The organism is Pseudoduganella sp. (assembly GCF_041914865.1).
Taxonomy (GTDB): Bacteria; Pseudomonadota; Gammaproteobacteria; order Burkholderiales; family Burkholderiaceae_D; genus Rugamonas.
In genome coordinates, this window is sequence record NZ_JAYSCO010000034.1 from 32,802 (window position 1) to 50,008 (window position 17,207).

Genomic DNA, 17,207 nt, shown 5'->3' on the forward strand with positions numbered 1-17,207 from the left:
AACTAAATCTGGCCTGACCGGATGTAGTGAAAACAAAAAACATAACTGGGGCGCAATGAATCAGCATTTCCTGAAGCTACGGCAGCATTACAAAGCCGACATGATGGCGCGCTACGGCGTCGATGAACAACTTTTTGACGAAACCAGCCAGTGCATCGCGTCGCTGGCCGTGCCCTTCGCCGCCCGCCGCGGTGAGCTGCTGCAGCGCGTCGGCCAGACCACGCGCGAAGTGTTCTGGCTGACCGGCGGCGTGGCGCGGGTGGGCTACGTGAGCCAGGGTGGCAACGAAGTGACCATGCGCTTCGCGACCGAAGGCAATATCGCCAACGCCTACGAGGACCTGCTGGAAGTGCGCGGCGAGCAGCCGTCGCGCTCCTTCATCGTGGCCGAGACCTCGGTGCAGGGTTTCCGCTTCGACTGGGAGCAGATGTCGCTTGCGCGCGCCCGCCATCCGGTGCTGATGGCGTACATGACGCGCATGCTGGAATTCGCCGTATGCAGCCAGGCGCGCCGCTTTGTGACGCACACCGCCTCCAGCGCGGAAGAGCGCTTGGCCTGCTTCCGCGCCGAGTATCCCAACCTGGAACGCCGGATTTCGCAGAAGGTGCTGGCGTCCTACCTGCAGATCACGCCGGCCTACCTGTCGCAGCTGATGCGCCGCGAGCAGGAAGCGGCCTAAGAAGCGGCTTAATCTTCCGGACGCTCCTGCCGCAGGAGCGTCGACATGTATTGCGGGGTGATGCCAAGGAAGGAGGCGAGCGATTTTTGCGAGATGCGATGCTCCAGCCCCGGATACTGCTCGCGGAACGCCGCCAGGCGGCAATTGGCCGAGGTCATGCTGCGGATCAGGCAGCTTTGCGAGTAGCGGCGGATCGAATGCTCCGACACCTTCAGGTAGTACTCGCGCATGATGCTGTGCTCTTCGCGCAGCCGCGCCAGCGCGGCCCATTCCACGCGCACCGCCGTCACGGCGGTTTCCGCCACGATGAACTCCTGCGCCGGCTGGCCATCGGCCGCCGCCAGCAGGTCGTGGTGCGAACCGCAGGAATCGCCTTCCGCCGAAAACGCCATCGTCACATCGTTGCCGTCCTTGGTCAGCATGCCGCGCCGCGCCACACCGCGGTACAGCCAGTAGGCAACGGTGGCCGGCACCCCGGCGCGCTGCAGGTAGTCGCCCTTGCGGAACTGCACCTGCGTCACATGGGGCGCCAGTAAACGATTGAATTCATCGAACAGTTCGCGCGATACGCCGACCCGGCTCATGGTGTAGGCGCTGAACTCTTCGCGCTGTTGCAGAAATACGTCGGGCATCGCAGTGAACTCTTGGTCTTATTGACAATATTGTTTCCAGCCTGAAACGAAAGGCGTGGCAATATAAACTACCGATAGGAGCGCTGCAATAGCACCAACGAAACTGTTGCGTAGCCCAGGCCAATTTTAATAAGTGCCTGAAAAAATTCAACTATTTAAACGAAAGGCCGACGCGTTTGTAGCTATACTACGCGGCCGGCCGCGGCAGCGCCGCGGCAGCATGAGGCGCGCGGACTGCCGCGGTACCACGCCTTGCGGAGTGCGCAAAGGGCGGGGCGGCCATCGGCTGGCGCGGCGTGCCGGCCAGTGCGCGCATCCTGCGCCACGGTCCCGGCCGGCGCGGCAGGGATGGACGGTAAGCGTTTTCCTGCCGGGCTTAACTTTCCATCCAGTCGCGTAATCCATCGACCCAGGGACGAGCGTCCAGGTTCATGGTCTTGCGGATCTGCGCCGCCCGTTCATACAGCACGGCAAAGTCGACCGAAGGCGCGCGCTTGAAGGCGATCACCACGATATTGGCATCGTGCACCTCCGGCAGCCAGACCACGGCATCGAACACCTGTTCCATGTGTTCCAGGTTCTTGCCGTAGTTGTCGAAGTCGCCGAAGACATTGGTGGTCATGATGCCGTCCGGCCCCAGGCAATCGGCGCAGGCCTGGTAGAACTCCGGGGTGTCGAGCACCGGACCGCGCGCCGCCTCGTCGTACAAGTCCACCTGCAGCACATCGACCGTGCCGTGGTTGCGCCGGTCCAGCACAAAATCCATGGCGTTCATTTGCCGCACGTCGAGCCGGCCGTCGTTCGGCGGCAGGGCGAACTTTTCCTCGCACATGGCGATCACATTGGGATTGAGCTCGATGGCGGTCACGCGCGCCTTGGGAAACTGGCGGTAGCTGAATTTGGTCAGGGCTGCGCTGCCCAGCCCAAGCTGCACGATATGGCGCGGCGCGGACTGGAACAGGGTCCACATCATCATCATGCGTACGTATTCAAGCTCGATCATGTCGGGCTTGGCGATGCGCATCGCGCCCTGCACCCAGGACGTACCCAGGTGCAGCGAACGTACCCCTTCAAACTCCGTGATGGTGGCGGGAGGAAAACCAGGCTGGTTAAATCGACGGTTTGGCATTCCGATAGTTTACCAGCCCGCATCCACCCACCACGGCCAGGCCCGCCAGCAGCAGCAGCCAGGACGACGGTTCCGGCACCGCGCTGACATTCAGCGTGCCCGAATAGCTGGCCGAGGCCGGGCCCATGCCGCCGGGGGTATCGACATAACCCATCACGGTCAGCACCAGCGGGCCCAGGATGGTGGTCGGCGTCAGGAAGCCGTATTCGAAGATGCCGGCCCCGGTCAGCGTCATGGCATGGCCGTTCACGGCGGCCGAGGTGAAGGTGACGTCGGCCGCCGGCGTGAAGCCGATCGTGACCAGGCTGGCGTCGACGATGAAGCTGCCGCTGCTGGGCGAGAAGTTGAAGGTATCGGTAAAGCTGCCCAGCTCGAGGTGGGTGACGCCGAAGCTGGCCGTCTGGCTGGTGGCGCTGCCGCCCAGGTTGACGTTGCTGGTCAGATCGTCCGCCTGGGCTGGGCCGGCTGCCGCCAGCAGGGCTGCCAGCGCGGTGGCCGGCAGGAAAGTGCGCATATCCATGATGCTTCTCCTGGAAGTACAGGCAAGGCGCCTGCACTCTTCAACTTATGCCGCACGATTGGCCCTGGCTGGGGAGCAAGCCAACAGTTTGAGCGGGATCAAAGGTCGCGCATTTAATCAGGCCAGCGGCAGGATCATGGCCACGGCCAGGCCGCCGCCTTCGCGGTTGGCCAGGCTGATGCGGCCGCCATGCGCTTCCGCGATTTCGCGCGCCAGCGCCAGGCCCAGTCCGGTACCGCTGCGCTTGGTGGAGTAGAACGGGACCAGCGCGTTGGCCAGCACCGCCTCGCTCATGCCGGGGCCGCGGTCCTGCACCTCGATGCGCAGCACGCCTTGCACGCGGCGCAGCTCGAGGCCGACGTCGCCGGGTGGCGAACCGGACTCATGCGCATTCTTCAGCAGGTTCAGCAGCGCCTGTTCCATCTGCGCCGGGTCGAAGGCGTGCGCTTCCTCGGGCACTTCGCCCAGCAGCTTGAACTGCACCTGGTCCGCCAGTGCCGCCAGGAAGGGGCGCCAGTGCTGCGGGTCCAGGCGCGGTGTCGGCAGTTTGGCGAAGCGCGCGTAGCCCAGGATAAAGCTCTCCAGGTGGCGCGTGCGTTCCTCGATGGTGGCCAGGATTTGCGGCAGGCGCTCGGTCTGGCCGCGCCGCACCAGCTCGGCGCCCGAGTGGGCCAGCGAGGTCAGCGGCGCGAGCGAATTGTTCAGCTCGTGGCTGATCACGCGGATCACTTTCTTCCAGGTCTGCACTTCCTGCCGGCGCAGTTCCTGGGTCAGCTGGCGCAGCAGTACAAGCTCATGCGGGCGGCCGTTCAGGCTGAAGCTGCGGCGCGCCAGGTGGAAGACTTCCTCCTCCTCGCTGTCGCCGATGGTGAACAAGCCATCGCCGCCGCGGTCCATGGCTTCGCGCAGCGCCGGCTGCACGCGTGCCAGCAACTGTGCCAGGTGCAGGCCCTCCAGCTTGCGGCCATCGTTGACCAGCTGGCGCGCCGCCGTGTTGGCAAAGACGATGGCGCCGCCGTCGGCCACCAGTAGCATGGCGACCGGCGTGTGCTGCACCATGGTGTCGAGCAGCAGTTCGCGCTGCACCAGGCCCAGGCGCTGCTTGCGCAGCACTTCGCCCAGCTCATTGTGCGCCGCCACCAGGTCGCTCAACTCGTCGTTATGCGGCCAGTGCAGGCTGAAGGAAAAATCGCCGTCGCGGTAGCTGCTCACGGTGCCGGTCAGGGCGCGGTACAGCGAGAGCTGGCGCTGCAGCTGGGCGCGGATGGTGATCACCGCCAGCGGTACCAGGCACAGCAGTGAAATGCCGACCACGATGGACGGATGGTGTGGCAGCAGCTGGTCCAGGCCGAGCGCGATCAGGATGCCGGTGGCCGTCAGCGTGCCGACCAGCGCCGACCAGCGCGTCAGGAGCGAAAGCCGCAAGGCTTTCGGGCCGTGTTCGCTCATGGGCGGGCGATGCCGAGGCGTTCCATGCGGCGGTACAGCGCCTGGCGCGACAGGCCAAGGTCGGCGGCGGCTTGCGCCACGACGCCGTTGGCGCGCTGCAGGGCGGCGCTGATGGCGTCGCGGTCGGGTTCCTGGTCGCTGCTGCCGTGGCTGGCGGCGCTGGCCGCGCTGGCGGCCGGCAGGCCGAGGTCGGGCACGGTGATGGCGTCGCCGCTGGCCAGCAGGCTGGCGCGCGCCATGACGTTTTTCAGCTCGCGCACATTGCCGGGCCAGCCGTGCGCCAGCAGGGCGGCTTCGGCGTCCGGCCGCAGGTGCCGTGCGGGGCCGAGGAAGTGGCGCGCCAGCGGCAGGATGTCGCCCGGCCGCTCGGCCAGCGGCGGCAGGCGCAGCTCGATCACGTTCAGGCGGTAGTACAAGTCTTCGCGGAAGGTGCCGGCGCGGATCATGGCGGGCAGGTCGGCATTGGTGGCGCTGATCACGCGCACCTGCACCTGCCGTTCGCGGTTGGAGCCGAGGCGCTCGAAGCGGCCGGTTTCCAGCACGCGCAGCAGCTTCATCTGGCCGGCCAGCGGCAGGTTGCCGATTTCGTCGAGGAACAGGGTGCCGCCGTCGGCGGCTTCGAACTTGCCTTCGCGTGCTTTGGCGGCGCCGGTGTAGGCGCCGGCGTCGGCGCCGAACAGTTCAGCTTCGATCAGCTCGGACGGCAGGGCGCCGCAGTTGAGTACGACAAACGGGCCATCGCGCACGGCGGAGTTGGCCTGGATGATGTCGGCGATGCGTTCCTTGCCGGTGCCGTTGGGGCCGGTGATCAGGATCGGCACGTCGGCGCGCGCCACCTGGCAGGCGAGCGCGATCACGCGCTCGGTGGCGGGGTCGTTCCACACCATATTGCGCAGGTTGTAGCGCTCCAGCTCGCGCCGCTGGCGCAGCTCGTCGCTGCGGTGCTGGCTGAGGGCGCGGTTGGCCTGGCCCAGTTCCAGCAGGTTGCGCACGGTGGCCACCAGGCGCTGGTCGTCCCACGGCTTGGCCAGGTAGTCGGCGGCGCCGGCCTTGATCAGGTCGACGGCGGCGTCAAGGTGGGTCCAGGCGGTGAGCAGGATCACCGGCAGGTCGGGGTGGCGTTTGCGGATGGCGCGGAACAGGGCCACGCCTTCTTCGCCGGAGGTGGTGTCGGCGCTGAAGTTCATGTCCTGCACCACCAGGTCGATCACAGTGCGGTCAAGCAGGGCCAGGCCCTCTTCCGGCGAGGCGGCGCGCACCGCATCGATGTCGTGCAGGGAGAACAGGACTTCCAGGGCGACTGCGACGGCGGCGTTGTCGTCGATTATGAGTACGGTTGGCATTTGGGCAAGGATACAGGAAAACCGGGAAACCTGGGTCTGACCCGCAGGGTCAGACCCATTCCGGTTTTGAGGCCGTTGGCCTGGGGTGTGCGCCGTCGACTTTCGCAGAACATCAACAGCGCCCACCCCAAACCGGCAGCAGCGCCGCAGACAAGGGTCTGACCCTCGGGTCAGACCCTGGTTTGCCGGGGTTCAAGCAGAACGCGTCGCCAGCGCCGGCGAAATCGACGCCGCGCGCCAGGCCGGCCCATAGACGGCGGCAATCCCGAGCGCCCAGAACGCGGCGGCGCCGGCCAGCATATACTCGGCCGGCAGGCGCGCCAGCTCCAGCTTGGCCACCAGCAGCTGGTTGAGCGCCAGCGCCCCCAGCAGGCCGCCGGCGATACCGGTGGTGGTGATCAGCAGGTTCTCGGTGATGAAGTAGCGCAGGATATCGACCTTGCGCGCGCCCAGGGCGCGCCGCACGCCGATCTGCTTGCGGCGCTGCGTGACCCACAGGCTGGCCATGCCGACGATGCCGCTGGCGGTGACCATCATCAGCAGCACGCTGACCGAGATCAGCATCCACGCCAGCGCGTTGTCGGCGCGGTAGCGCTTGACGCGCTCCTCGGCCTGGGTGGTGGCGCGCACCACCACCTGGCCATTGTGCAGCTTGCGCAGCGCCTGTTCGGCGTCCTTCATCACGCGGTCCAGCTGGCCCGGTTCGGCGCGCACGGTGTACAGGGTGCGCGGATTGCCCGACAGGCGGGTCGGCAGCATGGTGATCATCTCGCCGTCGTTGCCGATCGCCGCGCCCGGCGTCTGCAGGCGCTCCACCACGCCGACCACGGTGGTCTCGCGCGCGCCGTCGCCGGCGCCGAAGTACAGCTTCTTGCCGACGTAGCTGGCGGCGTCCGGCCACAATTTCTGGCCGGTGGCTTTGCTGATGATGACCGTGGTCGGGAAGTCCTTGCTGGCGTTCTGGTCGATCTCCAGCACGTCGCCGGCGTTGAAGTCGCGCCCTTCCACCAGGTTCAGGCCCCAGGTCTTGACCAGCGAGTCGGGCGTGAAGTAGCCGGCGGCGGTCGGCAGGCGCGCGCCCTGCACGCGGGTGTTGCCGATGCCGTTGTAGTTGCCGGAACTCGACAGCACGATCTGGTTGGTGTCGGCCACCGACACCACGCCCGGCACGGCGCGCAGGGCGGCCGCCTGCGCCTTCTGCGTGGCGATCTGCTCCTGGTGGCCGCCCATGACCAGCGGGCGCACGCGCAGGTTGAACACTTCCTCTTCATGCGCGATGCCGGTCGGGCGCGCCGCCACGGCTTGCCGCACGTTGACGATGTGCAGGGCGTTGGCCAGGATCGCCAGGCTGAGCGCCACCTGCACTGCCACCAGGATCGGGCCGGTCTTGGAGCGCATCAGCGCGGCAAAGATAGGTTTGATTTCCATAAGTTCCTCACTGCGATTTGAGTTGCATGGCGGGCGTCACCTGGCAGGCGCGCCAGGTCGGCAGCAGGCCAGCCAGCACGGCGGCGGCGACTGACATGACGAAGGTCACGACCAGCATCTGCCAGTCCATGCGGGTGGTGATTTCCAGCGCTTTCGAGACGCTGCCGATCAGCGACAGGGCGCCCAGGGCGAGCAGCAGGCCAAGCAGGCCACCGGCCAGGCCGACCACGGCGCTCTCGATCAGGAACTGGGTGAAGATTTCCTTGCGCGAGGCGCCCAGGGCGCGCCGCACGCCCACTTCCGGCGCGCGCACCGAGAACTTGGCCAGCAGCAGGCCGATGGTGTTGACCAGGCACAGGATCAGGAAGCCGAAGGCCAGCATGGCCGACAGGCGGCTGTCGTTGCCCACCACCTTGCGGTGTTCCAGCCACTCCATCACGTTATACAGCTCGGCCGGCGCCTTGCGCGGCATGCGACCGAGCTTGCCCTGTTCCGCCACGTAGGCGTCCATATAGGCCTTCAGCTGTGCGCGGTCGGCGGCGCTGTGCAGTTCGACCCAGGGCTGGATCCAGGTGCATTCGGAATCGAGCAGGGCCTGGTAGCCGGGGTCGCGGTTGTCGTTGCAGCTCATGCTGCCGTTGTGCGGCATTTCGTGGCGGATCGCGTTGTGGAAGGGGATGTAGAACTCGTCCTCCTCGGCAAAGGCGCCGTCGCCGCCGATGATGCGGTGGTAGCGCGGCACCGGGTTCCAGCCGGCGGTGACGCCGACCACGCCGTATTCCTGGCCCATGAAGCGCACGCGCTGGCCGAGCGGGTTGGCGTCGCCGAACAGCTTTTCCGCCAGCCGGGCGCTCAGCACCATCACGTCGGCGCCGGCCTTGTCGTCGGCCGCGCTCCAGGCGCTGCCGTGCTTGAACGGCACTTCGAACATGGCGAAGAAGTCGCTGGTCAGCGACAGGCCGGAGCTGGCGAAGACCGGGATGTCCTTGCGCTGCGGCTCCATCGGGCCGCCCACGCCGCGGATCACGGTGCGGCGCTCGCCCTGGCCGGAGGCCAGCAGCGCCACCGCGTCCTTGTAGGACAGCTGGTCGTCGCCGCGCTCGTCGCCCGGACGGTAATTCTCGGCCGGGCCGTTGTCGACCATGGGCACGATCAGGCGCTCGCTCTTGTGCGGGATCGGGTCGCCCGACATCACGTGCAGGATGGTCAGGGTGGAAACGCTGGCGGCCACGCCGACCGCCAGGATCAGCACCATCAGGGCGGTCAGCAACGGGTTGCGGCGCAGGCTGCGCACGCCCAGCATGAAGTAGTAGCCGAGCATCTCAAGCCTCCTTGGCGACGACCAGCGACGGCGACTTGCGCACCAGGTCGGACACCTGGCCGTCGATGATGTGGACATTGCGCTGGGTGCGCTGGGCCAGCTCCGGATCGTGCGTCACCATCAGGATGGTGGTGCCTTCGGCGTTGATCTCCTCCAGCAGCTCCATCACGCCGCGCGCCATCTGGGTGTCCAGGTTGCCGGTCGGTTCGTCGGCCAGCAGCAGCTTGGGCGAGCCGGCCAGCGCGCGCGCGATCGCCACGCGCTGCTGCTGGCCGCCCGACAGCTCGGCCGGGTAGTGGCGCATGCGCGAGGCCAGGCCGACCTTGGCCAGCGCGTCTTCGATGCGCTCCTTGCGTTCGGCCGCGTTGAAGCCGCGGTAGCGCAGCGGCACGTCGACGTTGTCGAACAGGTTCAGGTCGGGGATCAGATTGAAGCCCTGGAAGATGAAGCCCAGCTTCTCGTTGCGCAGGCGCGAGCGGCCGTTGTCGTCCAGGCCTTTGACGTTGACGCCGTCCAGGATGTATTCGCCGCTGGTGAACTCCTCCAGCAACCCGGCGATGTTCAGGAAGCTGGTCTTGCCGGAGCCGGACGGGCCGGTGACGGTGACGAATTCGCCTTGCTTCACTTCGATCTCAAAGCCGCGCAGGGCGTGCGTTTCGATCATGTGGGTGCGATAGACTTTGCTCAGGTTTTGCATGCGCAGCATGGTGTGCCTTTCCGTAGGGGTTATTTGTTGATCGAAACGCGCTTGGCGCTCTCGAAGGTTTCAGTACCGGCGATCACGATCTTGTCGCCTTGTTTCAAGCCGTTGACGATTTCCACCGCATTGATGCTGGTGGCGCCCATCTGGATCGGGGTGCGCACGGCGATGCCGTCCTGCACCAGGTAGGCATAGCGCCCGCCTTCCGATTCGACGAAGGGGCCGCGCGGCACCATCAGCACATTGGCCTTCTCGTCGATCAGCAGGCGCGCCGAAACGCGCTGGCTCTGGCGCAGGCCGTCCGGCTGCTGGTCGAAGCGCACGCGCGCCAGCACCTGGTTCTTCACCACCTCCGGCGACAGGGCCGACAGCTTGCCCTTGGTCTTGATGCCGGCCACTTCGATCTCGGCGGTCATGCCCAGGCCCAGGTCGTTGGCATAGGTTTCCGGCACTTCCAGTTCCACTTCCAGCTGCGACAGGTCGACCAGGGTCATGAGCGGGGTGTTGGGCTGCACCATGCTGCGGTTGGCCACCGACAGCGTGCCGATAAAGCCGTCCACCGGCGCGCGCACGGTCAGCTCGTCGACGCGGCGCTGGGCGTTGGCCAGGGCCAGTTTCTGGCGCTCCATCTGGGCCGTCTTGGTTTTCAGTTCGAGCGAGACGTTGTCGCTTTCCAGTTCGGCGGCCTGCTTGGTGTGCCTGGCGCGGATGTCGGCGGCGGCCAGCGCGTCCTTGGCCTTCTGCAGGTCGATCTTGGCGATGATGCCTTCGTTCGACACGCCTTCGTAGCGCTGCAGCGTGCGCAGGGCGGACAGGCGCTCGATCTCGGCGGTGTCCGCGTCGCGCTGGGCGGCCAGCTTCTGCTTGCGCGCCAGGATCTGCTGGCGCGAGACTTCGGCCTGCAGCTCGTTGAACAGGGTCTGTTCTTTTTTCAGCTCGTCTGTCAGGTCGGGCGATTCCAGCACGGCCAGTACCTGCCCCTTTTTGACGGTGTCGCCGGCGTGTACCTTCAGCTCCACGGTGGAGGTGGAAGTGGAGTACAGCGTGGGGCTGACGGCGGCGACGATGCGGCCATTGACGGCGGCGTCGCGGATCAGGGTGCCGCGCGTGACTTCGCCGATGCGCAGGCGGGCGGCGTTGACGGATTGCTCGCTGCTGCTCCAGCCCTTGGCCAGCACGGCGGCGGAGGCGGCCAGCGCCACGCCGACCGCCAGCAGCACCAGCTTGCGGCGCGTCTTCATGCCGGCCGGGGCGGCGATCACTTGGTCCTGGTGTGAGGTGTCGCGAATCATATTCTTGTCCTGGTGTTGGTGATTTGGTCAATCTTGCTTATGCATGAAGCGTGCCAGTGACTAAGTGATTGATTTTTATAGTGTCCGTTCGCCAACGACCGCTGTCCGCCAGCGTCCACGGGCGTCCGCCCCGGTGTGGCGGACTACTTGTTTTTTTGGTAAGCGGCTATACTTATGGGCTTGTGTTTATGGCAAGGGGTGTGGCTGTGGAGTATCCGTTCCCGGAGAGCGCACTGAGGCGCTACGATGAGCTGGCCGGTGCGCAGGGCAATGGTGCGGTGGACGCGCAAACGGCGCAGGACATGCTGCTGCCGTCCTACCTGGCAGCGCTGGGGGCCGGTGCCAGCATCTTTGGCCGCCAGATGCTGTACCGCCGCCTGCGGCGTGGGCTGGACGCGGATGCGCTGTCCGCCACGCGCCGCCGTGTGGCGGCGCTGCTGGCCGGGGGCGGCGCCCTGGAGCGCGCGCAGGAAGCCATGCAAGTGCTGCGCCGTGCTTCCGCCGAGGTGACCGAGTCGATCTTCGTCGCGGATGCCGCCGACGGCGCCGCTTCCCCGCTGCCGCCCGTGCCGCGCTGGCCGTCCTGTCTGTGGCTGCTGCCGCTGGCCTTTTTCGCCAGCTTGGCTGCCAGCTTTTTCTGGTTGCCGGCGCTGGTGCCGACCGTGCTCTTGTCGCTGGCCCTGATGGCGATCCAGATCTCGCACCAGGCGCGCATGCAGTACTGGGATGGCATTGCGCAAGCGCTGCAATTGCAGCTCTACGTCCATAGCCAGCAAGCCGGTGCGCCCGGCGCGCAGCAAGCGGCCCAGCTGCGCGGCCAGCTTGCGGCGGGAGCCGCCGAGGCGGTGCCCGGCGTCGCCGAGTATGCGAACTGGCTGATGCAAGCGAACCTGAAGCGCTATTACAAGACGCGTGGCCTGGTGCGCGAGCACGCTGCTTTCCTGCGCGAGAGCTACGTGCTGGTGGCCAACCTGGATGCCGACCTGGCGCTGGCGCGCCACCTGTCGCAGCAGGGGCTGTGGTGCTGGGCGGAGGAGGGCTGGGAGCAGGAGATCCAGCTGCAGGCGGTGACCCACCCTTTGCTGCCCGACGCCGAGGCGCTCGACCTGTCGCTGGAAGGCAAGAGCGCCTTTATCAGCGGCCAGAATGGCATCGGCAAGAGCACCCTGCTGCGTACGGTCGGCCTTAACCTGCTGACCGCGCGCGGCTTCGGCTTCTGCTACGCAGCCCAGGCGCGCGTGCCGAACCTGCCGGTGTTTGCCAGCATGCAGAACGAAGACGCGCTGGCCGGCGGCGAAAGCCTGTACCAGTCGGAGCTGCGGCGCGCGCATGAATTGCTGGCGCTGGCGCGCCAGCCGCAGCGCGCCGTGTACATCATCGACGAAATCTTTCGCGGCACCAACCACATGGAATCGGTATCCGCTGCCGCGGCCGTGCTGGAGGAGCTGGCCGCGCAAGGCACGGTGCTGGTGTCGTCGCACAATGTGGTGCTGGCGCGCCTGCTGGACCGGAGCTGCGTTCCGCTGCTGGTGCAAAAGCGCGCCGGCCGGCTGGTGCTGACGCCGGGCGTGCTGAGTGAAACCAATGGCCTCACCCTGCTGGCACAGTCCGGCTTCGACCCCGCCATCGAACAGCGCGCGCGCGAAGTCTACAAGAGCCTCACGGGCCGCTTGCTGTCGGTCTGATTTTGCTTACTTCCAGTCGACGACCTGGCTGTCCATGCGGCCGACGCGGGCGAAGTAGGGGCTGTTGCCGAATAGCGGTGCAGCTTGCTGCAGGTAATCCCTGGCATCGACCGTGATTGCCGACGTGTCGTTGTCATACTTGCGCAGGCCGGCCAGGACTTCCTGCGTGCTGGCGGCAAAAAACTCTTGCAGCGAGTTGGCCAGGCGGTTGCAGCCGACACCGTGGCACATATCGTAGACCGCGCCGTAAGAAGGCGAGGAGGAGATGCAGTTCACCACGAGATAGGAACCGCAGCCATCCTGCATGATAGGCAGGAAACCGTATGGCCAGTAATCCGGGTTCTCGCTGCCGCCGCAGAACGCCGCGTCTTCGTAATGGCTGATGCTGTCCTGCAGCGATAGCGCGAACATGCCCCATGCCAGGGGCGGCTCAAACAAATCGAGATCGTCCATGACGTCGTCGTCGTAGTCGTCGACGCGGGCGAAAAAATGGGCCAGGTCGTCAAACGGCGTGACGTCCCTGAGCTTCTTCAATCCTTCGATGTCCACCGCCGCGCAAGGCTTGAGCGCGCGCGGGGTGGCCGATCCGTTTTCCTGGATCGTTTTCAGGTAGTGGTCCAGTACTGCTGCAAATGTCTGCGCCATATTCAGGCCGCTGCGGGCTGCGCGTGCGCGCCGCGCTTGCGCCAGCGCAGCCAGAGTTTGGTCAGGCCGTACATAATCGCCAGCATGGCGATCCACGCCAGGTAGACCACGGCCAGCGAGGGTTCATAGCCTTTCGGCAGGGTGAAGCCGGCCGGGCCGCCTTCCGGCAGCGCGCCGTAGCGCAGCAGGAAGTAGGGGCCGGCCATAAAGTGGATCATGGCAATGTGTACAACGTAGAAGAACATTGGCGTGGCGCCGAACAGCATCAGCAGCGGCACCGGCCGCAAACGTTCGAACCAGGCCAGCAAGGGCAGGGCGATACCGAGCGTGACGCACAGGTAGAGCAGCGAGGGCGGGTACTTGTGCACGCGCATGAATGAGATGAAGTCCCACACCAGGCCGCGTCCCTGCGCCGACCATGGGTCGGGATCGCCGTAGAAGTTCCCGCTGCGCAGCAGCGCAAACGCCAGCAGCAGCACGGCGCCCGCACCGAGCAGGAAGCGCTGGCGGCGCACCGCGTCCCAGCGGAACACCGGACCCAGTGCGTAACCGGCCGCGATCAGGCCAAGCCACGGCATCAGCGGATAGGCGATATACACGCCGTAGTTGCCGGCCACCGGCCAGAAGCCGCGTTCATGCCAGGCCAGCCACAGGGGATGGCTGGAGTGGATAGTGTCGAGCAGGTTATGCGGCAGGATCAGCAGGGCGGCAATGGCGGCAATGGCCGGCATGGGCAGCCACACCAGCGCGGCCAGGAAGACCATGCCCATCCCCAGCGCCCACAGCACCTGCAGGATGGTGACGCTGTAGCCGAACTGCCAGCTGAAGCTGATCCAGGTCGCCTCCAGCACGACCAGCAGCAGGCCGCGCGTGAGCAGGTAGCGCGACAGGGCGGGCACGCCGTCCCTGCCGCCGCGCAGGTAGGCCGAGCAGCCTGCCAGCAGCACGAAGGTAGAGGCGCACAGGTGCGTGATCCAGCGCGTGGCGAACCACAGCGGCGTGGTCTTGGCCAGGTCTTCCGGATCGAACAGCGCAGGACCGAAGAAGTCGCGCGTATGGTCCAGTGCCATCAGCACGATCACCAGACCGCGCAGCATGTCGATGCTTGCAAGCCGCGAGCTCTTTTCCATCGCCCTGCCCCTGTTGTTTATTTCTTGCTATTGTCGTGGGCCGGGCTGCCTTGGGCAAGCGATTTGCCGGTCAGCTGTTGCATCGTCCACGATTGCAGCGCCGGCGTGTCATGGATCGCGCCCGGATACGGGATGTGCGGGACGTAAGCCGCGTTGTGCGCGCGTGTCCGGCCGCGATAGACCTTCTGCGCCATCGAGAAGCGACCCAGGCCACTGGGCAGGGGCAGCGGCCGCACGTCCATATACACCGTGTCGGCGCCGGTGGTTTCTCCCAGGTGCACGGTGCCTGGCACGGCCAGCGCGTAATCGGCAAAGTCCAGGCAGGAGCTGGCGCAGCCCGACTGCGTGACCAGCGCGATGCGCGCGGTCGACAGCGGGGCCGCCTTCGTGCTGGCGGCCTTGCCCGCCGGCGCTGCTGCGTCCTCGCCCTGGCGCACGAAGGGCCGGCCCTGTTCGATGGCTTGCTGCATGCGGCGCTGCAGCGACTCCCACTGGGCCAGGTCCTTGTGGCCGGCGCCATACTGGCGCGTAAGGCGCGGCAGGAGGCCGTCGCGGATATAGGCCAGGTTGCCCGCGCTGGCCCGCCATTCGGCATAGCCTGCGCTGCGGGTCTGCTGCTGCAGGTATGCGTCGCCCACCAGGCCGGCCAGCACGCGCCAGCCCCAGGCCGAGTTGCCGCCGCTGTTGCCGCGCGTATCGAACACCACCAGTTCCGCATTGCGCAGCGATGGCATGCGCGCGGCCACGTCGTTGAGCTGCTTGACCTGCGCGTCGTTGGGCTGGAATTGCGGCAGGCGCACCCAATAGGCGCCGGGCCGGATTTCCGTGATGCTGCTGTCCTTGCCCAGCCGCGGCTGCATGGTCTGCAACAGCGTTTCGAACTTGAACTGGGCGAACTCGCGCCAGTTGAGCGCAACTTCCCGCGTGGCGCCTTCGATGGCGAAGGTGCAGCGCGCATACTCCGGGTGCACGTCCTGCTCCACCACCGCCAGCACGCGGCTCGCGAGGTCGGTCTTGAGCCAGTCGAGCTGGCGGTTGTTGAACGCACCCGGTACCAGGTCTTCCTCGATCAGGGTGTCGACCTGGCGCCCGTCGCAGGCCAGCAGCTCGGCGCCGGCTGGCACCGCGGCCTCCTCGCTGTGGCCGACCACGTAGCGCTTGCCCTGGCGCTGCAGCAGCATGCCGGCCCAGCGCACCGCATCTTTCTCGTAGCGATAGGTGAGCCACATATGGCCGTCGGCAAAGCCGGCGAAGTAGCGCCGCAGCAGCACTTGCGCGTCGTGCAGCGAGCGCACATTGGGCAGCGCCGCCACGGCTTGCGCATAGCCTTGCTCGGCCCAGGCGCGGAAATACGGGTTGTCCGGGTCGACCATGCCGGGATGGTCGGCACGCACGGTCTGGTAGACAAAATCGAGGTCGGCTTTGGCCAGGTCGGCCCAAGGGGAGGCGGCCTGGGCCGCGCTGCAGGCGGCCAGCAGCAATGCGCCGGTGATGTGCTTGAACACGGGGGAATTCCTGTTGAAAAATAGGCAAGCGTACTATACTGGCAAATTATCAAATCGTCATCCCGGAACCCGTATGCGTCTCCTGCTCACGCTGTTGTTGCTCATCTCGAACAGTGTGCCCGCCTTCGCACGCTGCGAGGCTGGCCCTATCCACGAAAGGCGCTTCATCGAAGCCGGCGGCATCCAGCAATGGCTGACCATCGATGGCAGCAACTGCGCCAACCCGGTCGTGCTGTATGTGCATGGCGGCCCGGGCAACCCGCTCACGCCGTACGGCGAGGGTTTGTTCAAGGCCTGGCGCGAGCGTTACACCGTGGTGCTGTGGGACCAGCGCGGTTCCGGCATGACGTATGGCGCCAACCCGCCGCCGGAAGGCACGCCGCTCAGCATCGAGCAGTTGCGCGACGACGGCCTGGCCGTGGCGCAGCAGGTGGCGCAGCACCTGGGCCAGCGCAAGCTGATCCTGATGGGCAGCTCCTGGGGTTCGGTGCTGGCGGTGCATATGGCGAAGGCGCGTCCGGAGCAGTTCCACGCCTATGTCGGCGTGGCGCAGGTGGTCGACGGGAACGAGAACGGGGTGGATGCCTACCGCGCCGTGCTGGCGCTGGCGCGCCAGGCCAATGATGCCGAACACCTGCCGCGCCTGGAGGCGCTTGGCACCCCGCCGTGGACCAACCCGCGCAACTTCGGCATCATGCGGCGCGCCATCCGCAAATACGAGAACCTGGCGACCGATGCCCCACCCAAGCAATGGTGGCAGCCGGAAGCGATCTACGCCACGCCCAAGGCGATGGCCGATTATGAGGCGGGCGAAGACTACTCCTTCCTGCAGTTTGTCGGCCTGCGCGGCGACGGCATGCAATCGAAGATCGACCTGTATGCGCTGGGCACCGACTTCAAGCTGCCGGTCTACCTGGTGCAGGGCGAGCGCGACCTGCTGACCTCGGCCGCTGTGACGCGCCGCTACTTCGAGCGCATCCAGGCGCCGCGCAAGGAGCTGGTCCTGGTGCCGCGCGCCGGCCACGACCCGAACCAGCCGCTGATGGATGCCCAGTTCAACGTGCTGGAGCAGCGCGTGCGGCCAACGCTGTAATTTCTGTCTTGACAGAAATTAATGTAAGGATAGAATGACAGGCATGGAACTGAAACCGATTGCCGAACGATTTGTACTGCACTGGGGCGAGATGGGTTCGCGCTGGGGCGTCAACCGCACCGTGGCGCAAATCCACGCCTTGCTCTACCTGGCGGCGCGCCCGATGGACGCCGAGGAAATCCAGCACACGCTGGGCGTGGCGCGCTCCAACGTCAGCAACAGCCTGAAGGAGCTGCAGTCCTGGAACCTGGTCAAGGTGGTGCACCTGAAAGGCGACCGGCGCGACCACTTCGAAACCTCGACCGATGTGTGGGAGCTGTTCAAGCTGATCGTGGCGGGCCGCCGCCAGCGCGAAATCGACCCGACGGCGGTGGCGCTGGCGGAGTGCCTGGCCAACCCCGCCATCGCGGAGGAGGATGAGGGGACGCGCGAGCGCATCGCGGAAACCTTGAAGTTCATTGAAATCATGGCGACGCTGTCGGATGAACTGCTGCGCTACAAACCGGAGACTTTGATGAAGACGCTGGGCGTCAGCGCCAAGATCAGCCGGGCCGTGCGCGGCAAGCGCTGAGCGGAGCTGTAAGCAGCGGGCAGCAATGCCCGTTTTTTTGAGGTTGTTATTTCTGTTTGTACAGAAAATACTGTCACAAGGGAGA

At 66.2% G+C, this 17,207-nt stretch carries 16 protein-coding genes; 4 read left to right on the forward strand and 12 right to left on the reverse strand.

Annotated elements, in window-relative coordinates; all coding sequences use genetic code 11:
* Window positions 1–55 precede the first annotated feature (55 nt).
* Complete coding sequence (locus ACE3TQ_RS16315; RefSeq protein WP_374583338.1) at window positions 56–679, forward strand: Crp/Fnr family transcriptional regulator; 624 nt, start codon at window positions 56–58, stop codon at window positions 677–679.
* Between the two features lie 8 nt (window positions 680–687).
* Here ACE3TQ_RS16315 and ACE3TQ_RS16320 read toward each other — a convergent pair whose 3' ends face one another.
* The 9 genes from ACE3TQ_RS16320 to ACE3TQ_RS16360 form a co-directional block, all read right to left on the reverse strand.
* Window positions 688–1,311, reverse strand: coding sequence for a Crp/Fnr family transcriptional regulator (locus ACE3TQ_RS16320; RefSeq protein ID WP_374583339.1), 624 nt, complete (start codon window positions 1,309–1,311; stop codon window positions 688–690).
* A gap of 376 nt (window positions 1,312–1,687) precedes the next feature.
* On the reverse strand, window positions 1,688–2,440 hold the full coding sequence (locus ACE3TQ_RS16325) for a spermidine synthase (protein WP_374583340.1): 753 nt from the start codon (window positions 2,438–2,440) through the stop codon (window positions 1,688–1,690).
* Complete coding sequence (locus ACE3TQ_RS16330) at window positions 2,421–2,960, reverse strand: FxDxF family PEP-CTERM protein (RefSeq protein ID WP_374583341.1); 540 nt, start codon at window positions 2,958–2,960, stop codon at window positions 2,421–2,423. Before ACE3TQ_RS16330 ends, ACE3TQ_RS16325 begins: the two co-directional genes overlap by 20 nt.
* A gap of 117 nt (window positions 2,961–3,077) precedes the next feature.
* A complete protein-coding gene (locus ACE3TQ_RS16335) occupies window positions 3,078–4,409 on the reverse strand; it encodes a PAS domain-containing sensor histidine kinase (RefSeq protein WP_374583342.1) in 1,332 nt (443 codons plus the stop codon).
* Window positions 4,406–5,752, reverse strand: coding sequence for a sigma-54-dependent transcriptional regulator (locus ACE3TQ_RS16340; RefSeq protein WP_374583343.1), 1,347 nt, complete (start codon window positions 5,750–5,752; stop codon window positions 4,406–4,408). The genes ACE3TQ_RS16335 and ACE3TQ_RS16340 overlap by 4 nt, the downstream gene beginning before the upstream one ends.
* Before the next feature lie 192 nt (window positions 5,753–5,944).
* Window positions 5,945–7,180 carry an ABC transporter permease gene (locus ACE3TQ_RS16345; RefSeq protein WP_374583344.1) on the reverse strand — a complete coding sequence of 412 codons (1,236 nt, stop codon included), beginning with the start codon at window positions 7,178–7,180 and terminating at the stop codon, window positions 5,945–5,947.
* 7 nt (window positions 7,181–7,187) lie between these two features.
* Window positions 7,188–8,501 carry an ABC transporter permease gene (locus tag ACE3TQ_RS16350; RefSeq protein WP_374583345.1) on the reverse strand — a complete coding sequence of 438 codons (1,314 nt, stop codon included), beginning with the start codon at window positions 8,499–8,501 and terminating at the stop codon, window positions 7,188–7,190.
* 1 nt (window position 8,502) lies between these two features.
* The gene (locus ACE3TQ_RS16355; RefSeq protein ID WP_374583346.1) at window positions 8,503–9,207 is read right to left on the reverse strand and encodes an ABC transporter ATP-binding protein; all 705 of its coding nucleotides are present in this window, start codon (window positions 9,205–9,207) and stop codon (window positions 8,503–8,505) included.
* A 20-nt stretch (window positions 9,208–9,227) separates the two neighbouring features.
* Window positions 9,228–10,493 carry an efflux RND transporter periplasmic adaptor subunit gene (locus ACE3TQ_RS16360; protein WP_374583347.1) on the reverse strand — a complete coding sequence of 422 codons (1,266 nt, stop codon included), beginning with the start codon at window positions 10,491–10,493 and terminating at the stop codon, window positions 9,228–9,230.
* A gap of 206 nt (window positions 10,494–10,699) precedes the next feature.
* Between ACE3TQ_RS16360 and ACE3TQ_RS16365 the strand changes: the two genes are divergently transcribed.
* A complete protein-coding gene (locus tag ACE3TQ_RS16365) occupies window positions 10,700–12,178 on the forward strand; it encodes a DNA mismatch repair protein MutS (protein WP_374583348.1) in 1,479 nt (492 codons plus the stop codon).
* A 6-nt stretch (window positions 12,179–12,184) separates the two neighbouring features.
* Here the strand turns inward: ACE3TQ_RS16365 and ACE3TQ_RS16370 are convergent, their stop codons facing one another.
* Genes ACE3TQ_RS16370 through ACE3TQ_RS16380 form a run of 3 tightly spaced genes read right to left on the reverse strand, consistent with a single transcriptional unit; the run spans window position 12,185 to window position 15,458 of the window.
* Window positions 12,185–12,823 carry an SMI1/KNR4 family protein gene (locus tag ACE3TQ_RS16370; RefSeq protein ID WP_374583349.1) on the reverse strand — a complete coding sequence of 213 codons (639 nt, stop codon included), beginning with the start codon at window positions 12,821–12,823 and terminating at the stop codon, window positions 12,185–12,187.
* A gap of 2 nt (window positions 12,824–12,825) precedes the next feature.
* Window positions 12,826–13,953: a DUF1624 domain-containing protein gene (locus ACE3TQ_RS16375; protein WP_374583350.1), complete on the reverse strand. Its 1,128-nt coding sequence runs from the start codon at window positions 13,951–13,953 to the stop codon at window positions 12,826–12,828.
* A 17-nt stretch (window positions 13,954–13,970) separates the two neighbouring features.
* A complete protein-coding gene (locus ACE3TQ_RS16380) occupies window positions 13,971–15,458 on the reverse strand; it encodes a S41 family peptidase (RefSeq protein ID WP_374583351.1) in 1,488 nt (495 codons plus the stop codon).
* Window positions 15,459–15,531: 73 nt separating this feature from the next.
* On the opposite strand from ACE3TQ_RS16380, the gene ACE3TQ_RS16385 reads away from it, so the two are divergent.
* Together ACE3TQ_RS16385 and ACE3TQ_RS16390 are read left to right on the forward strand one after the other, a co-directional pair.
* Entirely contained in the window at window positions 15,532–16,551 is a 1,020-nt protein-coding gene (locus ACE3TQ_RS16385; RefSeq protein WP_374583352.1) for an alpha/beta fold hydrolase, read from the forward strand.
* Window positions 16,552–16,594: 43 nt separating this feature from the next.
* Complete coding sequence (locus ACE3TQ_RS16390) at window positions 16,595–17,122, forward strand: GbsR/MarR family transcriptional regulator (protein WP_374583353.1); 528 nt, start codon at window positions 16,595–16,597, stop codon at window positions 17,120–17,122.
* Window positions 17,123–17,207 lie beyond the last annotated feature (85 nt).